This is a genomic window from Flavobacterium sp. LM4 (genome assembly GCF_002017935.1).
Lineage (GTDB): Bacteria > Bacteroidota > Bacteroidia > Flavobacteriales > Flavobacteriaceae > Flavobacterium > Flavobacterium chungangense.
The window spans coordinates 497,212-512,224 of the sequence record NZ_MUFW01000003.1 but is presented as its reverse complement, the minus strand read 5'-3'; the positions used below and the strand labels follow the sequence as shown (position 1 = coordinate 512,224).

Genomic DNA, 15,013 nt, shown 5'->3' with positions numbered 1-15,013 from the left:
ATTTATGCTGAAAAAATTACTGTTTTTAATGATTTTCATCTGGTTTTCCGGGCTTCAGGCTCAGGAAACAAATTTACTCTATAAAACCAAAAAAGTAATTGCTACACGAGATACTATTCATCTGGAAAATGTGAGTATCAATTCCGGTTTTTTTCAGCTTTTAAATTCTAAAAATGAACCTGTAGATTCGACATTTTATAAAATTGATTTTCAAAAAGGAAAACTTCTTTTAAATGAAAAATTCACTTCAGATTCCGATACGCTTATTGTTAATTATTTAAAATATCCTGAATTTCTAACCAAAGAATACAGCCTTTACAAATCGAATCAGGTAGTGAGTAATGATATTGGTTCTGAAAAATTATATAAAATAGAAAATCCCAATGCTAAAAAAGCAACCCCGTTTGACGGATTGAATACCTCCGGGAGCATCACTCGTGGTGTTACAATTGGAAACAACCAAAATACGGTTTTAAACTCTAATTTAGATCTTCAGATTACAGGAAAAATTTCAGATAAAATAAGTCTGCGGGCTTCGCTTCAGGACAGCAACATACCATTGCAGGATGGCGGTTATTCGCAAAAACTGGATCAGTTCGATAATATCTTTATGGAATTATTCAGTGACGAATGGAACATTCGGGCAGGTGATGTCTTTTTAGAAAACAGAAAAACACATTTTTTGAGTTTCAACAAAAAAGTGCAGGGACTTTCGACCAGTTTTGATTTTGGAGGAGAGGATAATAAAACCAATGTATTTGCATCAGTAGCTTTTGCAAAAGGACAATATGCCAAAAGTACCTTTACAGGTCAGGAAGGCAATCAGGGACCCTATAAACTAAAAGGACAAAATGGAGAATTGTATGTTTTGGTTATTTCGGGATCTGAACGTGTTTATGTGAATGGTATTTTGCTTAAAAGAGGCGAAAATAATGATTATGTGATTGATTACAATGCCGGAGAAATTGTTTTTACATCACTTTTCACGATTACTTCCGAAATGCGAATCAATATTGAATATCAATATTCGGATAGAAATTATAACCGAATGGTAACCTATGCCGGCGCTTCTCATGAAAACAAAAGCTGGAGTTTTGCCGGTTATTTATATTCGGAAAATGATTTAAAAAATCAGCCTTTACAGCAAAATCTTTCTTCGGAACAAGTTGAAGTTTTAAGTCAGGCAGGAGATGACACAACTTTAATGACAGCACCATCTGCCTATGAAGACACTTATTCCAACACTAAAATTTTATACAAAAAAACAATTCAAAATTCAGTCGAAATTTATGAATATTCAAACAACTCAGCAGATGTTTTGTACAATGTAAAATTTAGCCTAGTTGGAGTTAATTCCGGAAATTATGTAATTCAGAATACAAATTCAGTTGAGCGGATTTATGAATATATTGCTCCTGTAAACGGAATACTTCAGGGAAATTACGAACCTATCATACAATTAGTGGCACCAATGAAACTTCAGGCTTCCACTTTTTTAGGAAAATACAATCCTAATGAAAAAACGCTGGTTGATTTTGAAATTGCAATAAGTAATAACGACAAAAATTTATTTTCGGATAATGATGATAACGATAATAACGGAGTTGCTTTGAAATTGAATACAAAAAAACGACTCTTTTCTAAAAACTGGACATTGGATGGGTATGCCAATTATCAGTTTGTAGAAGAAAATTTTAAATCCGTTGAACGTTTATACAATATTGAATTTAACAGGGATTGGAATTTAAGTACTACTTTTTTAGGCAATCAGAGTCTTTTGGTAACTGGTCTGAATTTTGATTTATTTTCAAAGAAAAAAACTTCCAGCATTGGTTTATTCAACTATCAGTTTGAAAAATTAGATTTTACAGAAAGTTATTCAGGAACCAGACATACTTCAACAGCCTTCTTTAAATTAAAAAACTGGACTATCGAAAATCAGGGCAGTTTTTTGAAAAGTGATGCCACAATTTCAACTTCAAAATTTATTAGAAACCTGACCAAAACCAAATATCATTTTGGAAAAAACTGGGTTGGCGGCAATATTCAGATCGAAGACAATCAGGAAAGAGATAAAGCTACAAACCAACTTTCGGCAATTAGTCAGCGCTTTTCAGAATATGGTGTTTTTATAGGACGTGGAGACAGCACCAAAGTTTTTGTAGAACTGGGTTATTTAAGACGAAAAAACGATAGTTTACAAAATGGATTATTGGAGCACGTAAGCAATTCGCAAACCTATTTTTTGAAATCTAAACTGATTCAGAACAAAAAAACAGACCTTGCTGTTTATGCCAGTTATAGAAACCTTGATTTTACAGCTGCCAATCGAAAAAGTGAACCTTCACTGAACTCAAGAGTTTTATATAATGATCGTTTCTTTAATCAGTTTATTCAAACAGGAACTGCTTACGAAACCAGTTCAGGAACCATTGCACAACAGGAATACAATTATATTGAAGTTCCGGCAGGTCAGGGTGTGTATGCATGGAATGATTATAACAACAATGGTATTAAGGAATTAGATGAATTTGAAACAGCCTCTTTTCCAGACCAGGCAAAATTCATTCGGATTTTTTTACCTAATCAGGTTTACATCAAAACCAATCAGAATAAATTTTCGTTATCGCTTACGTTAAATCCGCTACAGTGGCAAAACGAAAAAGGTTTCAAAAAAATAGCTTCTTATTTTTATAATCAAACCTCCTTTATAAAAGATCGGAAAGTAAAAAGTAATGGCGATAATTTTGAAATAAATCCGTTTAAGGATTCTGACGAAAATATGTTAGGGTTAAATTCGAGTTTTAGAAACAGTTTGTTTTATAACCGGGGCAAACAAAAGCATTCTGTAACTTATTCTTATCTGATTAATAATGGAAAAAACCTGCTTTCGATTGGTTCGCAATCTGTAAAAAACTATTCACATCAATTGCAGTACACGCATTTATATCAAAAAAGCTGGCTGTTGAATTTATTTACCAAAACAATTCAGACCTCATTAACTTCGAAAGATTTTACTGCTAAAAATTATGATTTAACCGGCTATCAGGTTGCTCCTAAAATCAGTTATTTATTTTCTAAAAACACCAGTTTAGATTTCTTTTATGAATTACAGAGAAAAGAAAACCTCATTGGAAACTTTGAAACCTTAAATCAAAACCGTTTGGGAACTTCATTTTCCTATTCCGGAGATAAAAAAGTGACCGTAAACGGAGAGTTCTCTTTTTATAAAAACAAATTTACAGGAGATGAATTTTCATCTGTAGGATTTCAAATGCTGGAAGGCCTTCAGGCAGGACAAAATTTAGTCTGGAAATTACTTTTACAGAAAAATATAACCCAATTTTTAGATGTAAATTTAAATTATCAGGGCCGTCAAAGTGAAACGGGTGCAACTGTGCATACAGGAAATATTCAGTTAAGAGCTTATTTTTAACAGATTATAAAATTGTAATGATAAATTGATTAATTTTAAATTGAAATTTTAACCTTTGAAACTATGAAAAAATTAGTATTGCTTTGTTTAATGATTGTTTTATCTGGTCATTTTTACGCACAGGAAACAACAAAAACTACGAAAGCCAAAACCGAAACGGCAGCTCAAAAGAAAAAAGCCGCAGATAAAGCTAAAGCAGATGCCAAAAAAGAAGCTAAGAAAGCTAAAGTAGCTTCTGATAAAGCAGCAGAAGCATCCGAAAAAGCAAAAAAGGAATCCGCTAATGCAAAAAAAGAGGCAAAAAAAGAAACTGCCAATACTAAAACTGCAGCAGATAAAAAAGCCGAAAAAGCAAAAAAAGAAGCCAACAGCGCAAAGAGTGATGCTACAAAAGCTAAGGACGAAGCGGTAAAAGCTAAAAAAACCGTTTCTGCTAAAGGCACTAAGACTATAAAAGAGACAAACGAAAAAGCACCAAAAGTAGCTGATAAGGTTACCGGTGAGTATAATGGCAAAAAAGTCTATACCGGTCCAAAAGGTGGAAAATACTATATCAATAAAAACGGAAACAAAACATATATTCAGGATTAAAAAACTTTCTATCTGACCAAAGAAGTCCAGATTTCGACGAGAAGTCTGGGCTTTTTTAGTTTATTTATTATGAGGAAGTAATCCCGAATGGAATCAAAGGCTTTAACTGTAAATGGCTATGATTCTGCTCAAACTGACACTTTTTTAGTTTCAATTATTGTTGAATATTCGTTTTCGTTGAAACTTGAATTTCAGAGTTAATGATTTAGTAATGTATCCGAAATAACAAAAAAAGAGTATTTCTGTATCTTCGTTTGAAAAATCGCCATATATGAGCATCGAATATACTTCCAATAAAACTATTTTAGTAACTCCTTTGAACTGGGGATTAGGTCATGCAACCCGATGTATTCCGATAATTAAGGCATTACAGGAAAACAATTATATACCCATAATTGCATCTGATGGTATTGCATTGTCATTATTACAAAAAGAGTTTCCATACATTCAAACCTTAGAATTGCCTTCTTACCATATTGAATATGCTAAAAACGGCAAAAACTTTAAATGGAAGCTGATTAAAAGTTTACCTAAAATGATTACAGCTATTTTAGACGAAAAGAAAATAGTGAATTCCTGGATCAGAAAATATGATATCGACGGTATCATTTCGGATAATAGATTAGGAGTTTTCAGTAAAAAAGTCCCTTCTGTCTTTATCACGCATCAATTGAATGTGATGACAGGAAATACCACAAAGTTTACCAGCAAATGCCATCAGTACTTTATCAAAAAATACGATCAGTGCTGGATTCCCGATACTAACGAAACCCCTAACTTAACAGGAGACCTTGGGCATCTGAAAGACAACAATTTACCCCTGAAATACATTGGCCCATTGAGCAGAATGCGCAAAAAAGAAACGCCAAAACAATATGATTTGATGATTATATTATCCGGTCCGGAACCACAGCGTACCATGCTGGAAGAAAAATTACATGCAGAAATTGCACGATACACAGGAGAGGTCGTTTTTGTAAAAGGAGTTGTCGAAAAAACGCAAACCAAGCAACAATTTAAAAACGTTACCTATTACAATTTCATGAATACCAAACAGCTGGAACAAACTTTTAACGAAAGTGATTTGGTTTTATGCCGCTCAGGTTATACTACAGTTATGGATTTGGCAAAGCTGGAAAAAAAAGCATTTTTTATCCCAACTCCAGGACAATATGAGCAGGAGTATCTGGCCGTAAAACTTCAGGATGAAAACTTAGTACCCTATGCAACGCAAAACGACTTTACTATTGAAGATCTTTCAAAAGTAAAATCGTTTAAAGGTTTGTCCCAATTTAAAACTAATATCGACTGGGATTCGTTATTTACTGTTTTTGAGAAGTAAGATTAAAAATTGAACTGTGCCTGAAGTCTCAATAAATTTCCTTGTTGTCTGTTAACAGGCAGGGCGCTGTCTTCAAAAGTTCTGTCGGCAAGTACATATTCTGCTGTTAGCTCGAATGCTTTTATTGGCTGCCATTCAACACCAATTTGGTAATCTCTTACTATGTAGCTTCTTGCATCTTTTTCATATTTTTTACCACCGTCATAATATTGAAATTTGGCAAAAGGATAAATATGCTGTTTTTTAATATCCCATTTATAATTTAATAAAACATAACCTCCGTTCAAATCTGTAACGTCAACATTTTTGGTTACTGTATTATATCGTGGTCCTGTACCAAAGTTATACTCCGTTTGGATTCCGAAGGGTTTTGGATACAAAACAAAAGTCGCTCCTATTCTCTGGTCCTTTATATATTGTGGATCATTAACCGTAACTCCTGAAGAAATTTCTCCTGTAAAGGCCCATTTTCCTGTATACGCCTGAATTCCGGGTTCTATAATCTGGTTTCCAATAACAAACGGGTAAGTCACCCTTGCTACAACATTCAAATCTCTGTTTCCGTCTATTTTATTTGCTATCTGACCGTTATAAACTCCAAAAGCAAAAACTCCAAAATCGCCAGAGCCTTTGTAACCATCGTTTACCAGCATTGCAAAACGTTCTCTGATTTCTGCAGGTGCCCAGTAAAAGAACATCCCTAAATCACGCTCATTTGCTATTGCGCTGTTTATTCCATCTGCACGGTCTAAAGTCAGACGTTGTGAACTGGACTGCATGTTCTCAAACCCATACGGAATTTTGCTCTGCCCCACGCGAAGACGATATTCTCTTTTTTTATCGAAAGAAAGGTCAAAATACAAATCCCTAATCTGAACAAAATTTTGAATTCCGCTACTTGGTGAACTCGCAAAATCCGGTTGAAAATAAAAGAACACATTTGGATGCACCTGACCTGAAAATACTAAACGTGCACGGCGAATAAAAAGTCCGTTGTTTGCTTTTGCATCCGGAGCTGTAGATGTTGTCCCCCAGGATTTGTCACATTGGTCGCAGGAAACTTTATCGTTTGTAGAAAGTAAACCATTATATCTTATTTGTGCATAACCTCTTAGTGAGATTCTGTCATACCAATGTTCTTCTATGCCTCCTCCAGATTTAGTATCAGGTAGTTTTGCCTTATTTATAGAATCTAAAATACGCATTACCTCGTTTTTCACATCCTGTTTGTTGAGTTCCTGTGCTTTTGTAGCACATGTAAGCAGTACTAAAACTGCAATTATTGCTCTTTTTATCATTTTTTCTAATGCCCTTAATTTCAGGATGCAAAGATGTAACCACCTATGTTAAGAAATCATTAACCAGATGTTATTATAATAAAAATTTAATGTTACGAACAAACCCGGAAAGTTTATTTATTGTTAAAACCCTTATTGTACAGTGTTTGACACAATAGCTACTTACAATTACTTAACTTCAGGTTTTTGAGGTTTTTGTGCTTTTTCGAGGGTAAAAGAGAATTCAGATCCAATTCCGAACTCACTTTCTACATAAACTTTTTCCTTATGCGCTTCAATAATATGTTTTACAATAGCCAATCCTAAACCGGAACCTCCTTCAGATCGTGTACCGCTTTTGTCAACTCTGTAAAAACGTTCAAAGAGACGTGGAATGTTTTGTTTTTCAACTCCTTCACCATTATCACTAATACGGATTAGCACCTTTTTCTTGGTCAGATTAACGACTCCAACTTCAGTCAAGCCACCTTCTCTCCCATATTTAATAGAATTGACAATTAAATTCTCTAAGACCTGCTGGATTCTGTCTTTATCTCCCTTTACTAATAAGGATTGCAGATTCTTACTTTCGAAAGCCAGTTTGATTTTCTTTTTATCGGCTTTCATTTCCAACAAATCAAAAACATTCTGAAGCAATTCGACAATATTGAATTCGGTAATATTTAAATCCAGATCTCCAGACTCCAGTTTGGTAATCATATCAAGATCTTCAACTATGTAGATCAATCTTTCTACTCCTTTTTCAGCACGTTTTAGATATTTTTTCCGGATTGTCTTATCATCCATTGCTCCATCCAATAGAGTTGAAACGTAACCCTGAACCGTAAATAAAGGTGTTTTAAGTTCGTGCGAAACGTTTCCTAAAAACTCTCTTCGGTATTGCTCCCTGATTTCGAGCATTTCGATTTCGAGCTTTTTATCTGTAGCAAATTTTTTCACTTCTCTCGAAAGCGTTTCCATATCGGTAGTTATCGGCTGATTGATAAGTGTAGTCGATTGCAGCAGTGAAACCTCATCATAGATTTTTTTTACTCTTCTGTAAATAAATCGTTCTACACGATATTGCAGTACTAAAAAAGAAAAGATATATACAGAAATTATAAAAATTATTCCAAACCCAACCTGATATTTTAATTGATTTTTATAAAATATATTCATCAGCAGCAATACAAAGCCCGTTGTGAAAAGACTTATATACAATGCTGATTTGATAGCGAATTTGTAGGTTTTTTTGAAATTAATTTTCATTGAAACAGCGATATTTTTTTAAACAATAAACCATTTAAGAAATCAATCCCATTAAGTTTTTTTGACTTAATGAAACAAATTTCTAAATGGTTTTTAAATTTTATTCTTTTATAAAGAGTTAAGAATTTTACGCTTCAAATTTATAACCAACCCCTTTTATAGTTTTAAAAAGGTCTTCGCCAATTTTTTCACGCAATTTTCTAATGTGTACATCAATTGTTCTTCCGCCAACTACTACTTCATTTCCCCAAACCTTATCCAGGATTTCGTCTCTTTTAAATACTTTCCCTGGTTTTGAAGCTAACAAATAAAACAATTCGAATTCTTTTCTTGGAAGGGAAATTTCAATATTATCTTTGATGATTTTGTATTCTTCACGATTAATCTCTATTCCGCCTACGTTTAAGGTATCCGTAACAACTTCCTGTTCTTTCAGTCTTCTTAATAAAGCCTTTACTTTACTAACCAGTACTTTTGGCTTAATTGGTTTTGTAATATAGTCATCGGCACCGGCATCAAAACCAGCTACCTGCGAATAGTCTTCGCTTCTGGCTGTTAAAAATGTTATGATAACGTTATTTAATTCCGGGATTTTTCTAATATGCTCACACGCTTCCATACCATCCATTTCTGCCATCATTACATCCATTATAATAAGATCCGGCAATTCTTTTTGAGCTTTTGTGATTGCTTCTCTTCCATTCGAAGCCGTTACAATCTGGTAGCCTTCCTGAGCAAGGTTATAGCCTACAATTTCAAGGATATCCGGTTCATCGTCGACTAGTAAAATCTTGGTTTGTGTTTTTTTCATAAATAGCAAAAGTTGAAATTTTTACATCAAATTTTCTGTATAATATATCCGATGTTTTTGAATTGCGATGGTAAATATACTATAAAAACAACGGTTAAAAAGTCGTGTTAACGGTAATTTAATTTGGTAACAATTTGATAATCTACAAGACACAAAAACATAACAAGTGCCTAACATGAACTTTACAGTGCGTGTATTTCTTTGCACAAAAATAAATCAAACACAACACTGAAATGAAATTCAATTTAAAATTTCTATTAATTGCATTATTTATCTGTACCATTTCGGTCGCACAAAACAAAGGTACAATTTCTGGAGTATTAACCGACAAAGAAACTAATAATGAAGCACTTCCTTTTGCAAATATTTTAATTAAAGGAACAAACATTAGTACCAACACTGACATTGAAGGAAAATATTCCTTATCTGTAAATCCGGGAAACTATACTATTATCTTTAGTTTTATTGGATATGAATCTGTAGAAAAACCTGTTACTGTTAAAGAAAACGAAACTATCACTGTTAACCAGGTATTATCCGCCGGAGGCTATACTCTTAAGGATGTTGTTGTAAAATCAACAGGAGGAAACAGAGAAAAAGAAACTGCTTTGCTTTTGGAACAAAAAAATGCTGTGGTTATTAAACAAAGTATCGGAGCACAGGAAATGTCCAGAAAAGGAGTTAGCGACGTTGAGGAAGGTTTAACAAAAATTACCGGAATCTCAAAAGTAGAAGGAAGAGGTTTATTTGTAAGAGGTTTAGAAGATCGTTACAACACTCTTTTGCTAAACGACTTGGCTATCCCATCAAACAATCCATTTAAAAAAATCATTCCTTTAGATATTTTTCCAACCGATATTGTAAGTGTTTTAGAAACATACAAAACTTTCAATACTAATTTATATGGTGATTTTGCTGGAGCTACTTTCAATATAGTAACAACTAGCACTGGAAAAAGTCAAACAAAAATTAATTTTGGAGTTGGTTATACTATAAATAATAACTTAAAAAAGTTCCTTATTTCTCAAGACGCAACTTCAACAGGTGATTTTTTCGGGTTTTCAGGCAACGAAAGAGATTTACCATCTGCAATAAATAAAACCCCTAGTTTTCAAACATTAACCACAGATCAGGCCGCAAACGGATTTGGTTCTGGGTTTGACGTTAAAAGCGATGTATCTCCTTTGAACACAAGTTTTGGAATTCTTCATTCAGAAAAATTCAATGTAGGCAAAAAAGACAACGTATTTCAATATTTGATTTCACTTAACTACGATAATAAATTTCAAGTAAGAAGCGGTGCTGATAGATTTTTTAATCCAGGACAAGGAAACTACAGCAATGATTTAGTTACAACACAGTACAAGTTTACAACAAACTCTTCTGCATTAGCAGCTTTCACTTACAAAACAAAAAGACTTTCCCTTACATCAAACACTACTTACCTGAAATCGACTGAAAATTCAATACAAGATCAGTTAGGCTACACGAATTCTAATGCAGCCCAAACAAATGGCTTCATAAGAATGAACCAATTGCAAGAGTCAGCTTTTTTAAACACACAATTATTTGGTAATTACAAATTAACAGAGGACGAAAGACATACTATAAAATCCGGAATTTCATACTCTACAACACAATACGAACTTCCTGACAGAAAATCTTTCAGTGGTATTAAGATTGACGACAAAACAACTTCGATAAGCTATTCAGGAAATAGCATCGTTAGACAATATCTTGATGTTAAAGGCGATCACCACATCTCTGGTTTACTTGAATATAGTTGGAAATTTGGAAATGAAGATTTAAGCAAATCACACAAGCTTACAGCAGGATATAGTGGCTATATGAATAAAATGGGGTCTGAATATAGATTTTTGGTATCACAAAGACTAAACTCAAATAGTGTTACTTTCTCAACTAATACTCCTGATGCAACTTTAAAAAATGAGATTTTAAACAATAATTTCACCTATAGTGATGGAACAAATCCAACATACAAAGCAATGTTAGAGGAGTTTATTAACGCTGGATACTTAGACTTTGCCTTCAAATTTTCTGATAAAATAGAATTAAATGCAGGAGTAAGAGCAGAACAGACTTTTAGAGAGACAACATATAAAAAAGCAGGAAGCTTTGATGACCCATTTACAAAAGAGACAGTTGAAAAAACTGATATTTTGCCTTCTGTAAATACTAAATATATTTTAAGTGAAAATTCAAATATACGTTTCGCAGCCTCAAAAACAATTACAAGACCTGTAATTATGGAGTCTTATCCTCTTGAGTTTGTAAATCCAGACGGCACCATAGAACAAGGTAACTCTCTATTAATCAATAGTGATAATTATAACTTTGATTTGAAATACGAGTTGTTCCCAACCAATAAGGAATTAGTCTCTGCCACAATTTTCACTAAAGTAATAGAAAACCCTATTGAAAGATTATTTACAAACTCAGCCGGAAGTGGTGGGCAGATTATGACCTACGGTAATTCTAAACAAGCTATTCTTTATGGAGCTGAATTCGAATTCTTATTCCAATTAGAAAGGATTTCAAAATCATTATCTAATTTCTCTTTAGGTGCAAATGCCTCATTAATGGATTCAAAAGTAACTATTGAAAAAGTTTCTGAAAACGGAGTTAACAATCCTGAAACCATTGCAGCTGATGCTGATCCTTCAAGAAAACTACAAGGAGCATCGCCTTGGATAGTAAACGCTGATCTTAGATACGATTCTGAATTTAGTAAAAAATGGAAAAGCTCCATGACTATGGTTTACAATATCTATAGTAAACGAATCTATGCTGTGGGAACAAATAAATTAGACAATTATTATGAAATGCCGTTTGGTAAACTTGATTTTATTTGGCAAAACAAAATTTCAGACAAATTTGATATTAAACTTTCTGTAGACAACATATTAAACCCATCTTATAAAATAGAAATGGGCGAAAAGAGCAGACTTGAAATCACTGAAAAAGATTTAACTGTAAAAGAATATAAAAAAGGGATGGGCTTTTCTATGAATATCTCTTATACATTTTAAAAAAAAAGCACTTAACAATTACTAAACACAAACTTAAAAAACGAATGGTGATTTGATAACATTCTCTTAAATAGATTAAAAGAGACTCAGATTAAATTTGTAAAAGATTAAAATCAAATAAAACATTAAACTTATGAAAAAATTAGTATTCTGCTTAGCAGTCTTGGGAAGTATTTTTACAGGATGCTCAAGTGACAATGGAGATGATACACCCGTAAAGCAACCAGTGACCGGAGAAATATCTTCAGATATTACAACAAATACAACTTATGCTTATGGTAACTACACCTTAAAAGGTATGATTAAAGTTAACGATGGTGTAACTCTTACTTTCGAAGCTGGTTCTACAATTACTTGTGATAAATCAACTGGACAAAATGGTCTTATTATATTAAAAGGAGGAAAGTTAATTGCTAATGGTACTGCAGATGCTCCAATTGTTTTCACTGAAAAATCAAAAATTGGAGGTTCTTGGGCTGGTATTATTATGTATGGAGATGCTCCAATTGTAAACTCAGCAACTGCTGCTGCTCCACAAACAGCAGTCTCAGAAGATGGTTTAGGATTAACATACGGAGGTTCAAATGCAGCACACAATGGAGGTTCATTAAAATATGTAAGAGTTGAATATGCTGGACAAGTAATCACATCTAACAGTAAAGAAAATAATGGGTTCTCATTCTACTCTGTTGGAACAGGAACTGTATTAGATCACTTGGTTGCTTACAAAGGTAATGATGACGGTTTTGAATTTTACGGAGGAACTGTAAGCTTAACTAACTCAATCTCTTACGGAAATAGTGATGACTCTTTTGACTGGCAAGATGGATGGAGAGGTCAAGACAACACAAACTGGTATGCATATCAAACAGGCGTTGCTAACTACGGCATAGAAGTAGAATCTAAAAGTGTTGATAATGCATTCTGGCCAAAAGTTACTAATATCACTCTAAAAAGAGCTACTGGTACAACTACAGAATCACAAAGTGAAATTCAATTGGATGCTATTCAATTTAAAAAAGAAGGAAATGGTGATTACAGCAATATCGTAATTGATGGTTATGTTAGCCAAACAACTCCGAAAGCTTTCGATGGCGGTGTGATTCAAATATTAGACAAAATTACATATGATCACCAAGTTGCTGCAGGAAAAATCAAACTAAACAACGTAAAAATCACCAACTCTCCTATTACATTCATTTCAGGAGTTCCTGCTTCATTCACAGTAACTGCAGCTAGTTTTATTCCTGGAACAAACTGGACAACTAGTACTACAGCTACAGGAGCTACTTTAACCTCTGGTGCATGGGCTACTGTTGATGGTGTAAATTTATTGAGCAATCTTAACTAATTTTAGTTTACATAAATTGTTAAAAACATCCTAAATATTTAGGATGTTTTTTTTTGGGGTAATTTTTGAAAACTTTTTTTTGTATATTTACAATATCTAAAATCATGCGATGGCAAAAAACTACTTTTATATTACTTTCTTACTGGCTTTTTTCTTTACTGTTAGCAGCTCAGCTCAGGATAGTAAACAACCGCCAAAAACTCGTGATGCAGTTTCCATAGAGGGACTTAGCTTGTACCCTAACCCTATTACAAACGGAAAAGTATATATTTCGTCTAAAAACGATTTAGAAAAAGAAATTATTATATTTGATGTTTTAGGTAAAAAGGTTCTTCAGGCACATTTAACCACAAAAGAACTAAGTATTCCTGATTTAACCCCAGGAGTTTATATCATCAAAATAAGCGAACAGAACAATTCGGCGACACGAAAGTTAATTGTTCGGTAAAACATAAAAACTCACATAAAGCTCCAATAATTTGGGGCTTTTTTATTGCTTTTACATCCTACAATTATTTATACCTTTGCACAAAAAAAGTTTTGATTACAGCCAACGATATATTTACCATTTCGAGTCAGAAACAATTTGAAAAAACAGCGCTAAAAGTGTTTCGTTTTCAGCACGAGAATAATAAAGTATATCGTAATTTCTGTGATTTCTTAAAAGTAAATCCGCAACAGGTAAAATCATTAAATCAAATTCCTTTTTTGCCAATTCAGTTTTTCAAAAGCCACGAAGTTGTTTCGAATTCAGACCTTGCGGAAGTAACTTTTACCAGCAGCGGAACTACCGGAATGATCACCAGCCGCCATTTAGTTACTGATGTTTGCCTCTACGAAGAAAGTTACCGCAACGGATTTTCTCTGTTTTACGGCAATATCGAAGATTACGTTGTTTTAGCCCTTTTGCCGTCCTATCTGGAGCGCAACGGCTCTTCGTTAATTTATATGGTTGAAGACTTAATAAAACTATCCAATCAGTCTGAAAGCGGGTTTTATTTACACAATCACGATGACTTAATCAAAAAACTGACTGCTTTGGATGAATCCGGTCAGAATGTGATTTTAATTGGTGTTACGTATGCTTTATTAGATTTGATCGAAAAACACCAGTTCAGCCTTCAAAATACCATTATTATGGAAACCGGCGGAATGAAAGGCAAACGCAAAGAAATGATTCGGGAAGAACTCCATGAACAGCTTTGTAAAGGTTTTGGTGTTTCTTCTATTCATTCAGAATATGGTATGACCGAACTTTTAGCACAGGCTTATTCTTTAGGCGAAGGCGTTTTTGAATGCCCTTCGTGGATGCATGTTCTAATGCGTGATCCGGAAGATGCTCTAACATACGTGAAAGACGGAAAAACAGGTGGAATCAATGTTATTGATCTGGCCAATATCAACTCTTGTTCCTTTATCGCTACGCAGGATTTAGGCAAAAAATATCCCAACAACTCTTTCGAGGTATTGGGACGTTTTGATAATTCTGATATTCGTGGCTGTAATTTGATGGTTCTTTAATTTTCTTCTGCTAGCCCAATACTATCAATACCTTCTTTTCTCAATAATTCTTTTTCCTCAAGTCCTTTATTTTCTAAAAATTTATAGACTCCATAACACCCCAGACCTGCCAAAATAGCAAACACAAAATCTAGTCCCGAGTTATAATAACTTTCATCATCCAAAGCGTCAATTCCGTTTATAACAGCAATTATGATCACATACAGAATTGCCGCCAAAAAAGTTATTCCGTAGTACGATCCTAATCCAATAAAGAAATATTTCCATTTATTTTTATCGTTCTCAATGGCTAAATTACTAAACGCTTTCCAAATCCAATAAATTAGTAAAATTCCAATCATAATATTGTTTTAAGGGATAAACTT

At 33.6% G+C, this 15,013-nt stretch carries 11 protein-coding genes; 7 read left to right on the top strand and 4 right to left on the bottom strand.

The genetic code is table 11. The features are described from left to right. Positions 1–4 precede the first annotated feature (4 nt). The 3 genes from BXU10_RS19625 (at position 5) to BXU10_RS19615 (ending at position 5,369) form a co-directional block, all read left to right on the top strand. Positions 5–3,436 carry a hypothetical protein gene (locus BXU10_RS19625; RefSeq protein ID WP_078229204.1) on the top strand — a complete coding sequence of 1,144 codons (3,432 nt, stop codon included), beginning with the start codon at positions 5–7 and terminating at the stop codon, positions 3,434–3,436. 63 nt (positions 3,437–3,499) lie between these two features. Continuing rightward, positions 3,500–4,027, top strand: a complete 528-nt coding sequence (locus BXU10_RS19620; protein WP_078229203.1) for a hypothetical protein — start codon at positions 3,500–3,502, stop codon at positions 4,025–4,027. A 271-nt stretch (positions 4,028–4,298) separates the two neighbouring features. Further along, a complete protein-coding gene (locus tag BXU10_RS19615; RefSeq protein WP_078229202.1) occupies positions 4,299–5,369 on the top strand; it encodes a glycosyltransferase in 1,071 nt (356 codons plus the stop codon). Between the two features lie 2 nt (positions 5,370–5,371). Here BXU10_RS19615 and BXU10_RS19610 read toward each other — a convergent pair whose 3' ends face one another. The 3 genes from BXU10_RS19610 to BXU10_RS19600 form a co-directional block, all read right to left on the bottom strand. Next, a complete protein-coding gene (locus BXU10_RS19610; RefSeq protein WP_078229201.1) occupies positions 5,372–6,667 on the bottom strand; it encodes a porin in 1,296 nt (431 codons plus the stop codon). A 168-nt stretch (positions 6,668–6,835) separates the two neighbouring features. After that, positions 6,836–7,915: a cell wall metabolism sensor histidine kinase WalK gene (locus BXU10_RS19605; RefSeq protein ID WP_078229200.1), complete on the bottom strand. Its 1,080-nt coding sequence runs from the start codon at positions 7,913–7,915 to the stop codon at positions 6,836–6,838. 127 nt (positions 7,916–8,042) lie between these two features. Beyond that, complete coding sequence (locus BXU10_RS19600) at positions 8,043–8,726, bottom strand: response regulator transcription factor (protein WP_031455240.1); 684 nt, start codon at positions 8,724–8,726, stop codon at positions 8,043–8,045. A gap of 233 nt (positions 8,727–8,959) precedes the next feature. On the opposite strand from BXU10_RS19600, the gene BXU10_RS19595 reads away from it, so the two are divergent. The 4 genes from BXU10_RS19595 (at position 8,960) to BXU10_RS19580 (ending at position 14,648) form a co-directional block, all read left to right on the top strand. After that, complete coding sequence (locus BXU10_RS19595; RefSeq protein WP_078229199.1) at positions 8,960–11,776, top strand: TonB-dependent receptor; 2,817 nt, start codon at positions 8,960–8,962, stop codon at positions 11,774–11,776. Positions 11,777–11,909: 133 nt separating this feature from the next. Further along, complete coding sequence (locus BXU10_RS19590) at positions 11,910–13,127, top strand: hypothetical protein (RefSeq protein WP_078229198.1); 1,218 nt, start codon at positions 11,910–11,912, stop codon at positions 13,125–13,127. 109 nt (positions 13,128–13,236) lie between these two features. Continuing rightward, on the top strand, positions 13,237–13,575 hold the full coding sequence (locus tag BXU10_RS19585; protein WP_078229197.1) for a T9SS type A sorting domain-containing protein: 339 nt from the start codon (positions 13,237–13,239) through the stop codon (positions 13,573–13,575). A gap of 92 nt (positions 13,576–13,667) precedes the next feature. After that, positions 13,668–14,648, top strand: a complete 981-nt coding sequence (locus BXU10_RS19580) for an acyl transferase (RefSeq protein WP_078229196.1) — start codon at positions 13,668–13,670, stop codon at positions 14,646–14,648. On the opposite strand, the gene BXU10_RS19575 is transcribed toward BXU10_RS19580, so the two are convergent. Beyond that, complete coding sequence (locus BXU10_RS19575) at positions 14,645–14,989, bottom strand: hypothetical protein (protein ID WP_078229195.1); 345 nt, start codon at positions 14,987–14,989, stop codon at positions 14,645–14,647. The genes BXU10_RS19580 and BXU10_RS19575 overlap by 4 nt on opposite strands. Between the last annotated feature and the right edge of the window lie 24 nt (positions 14,990–15,013).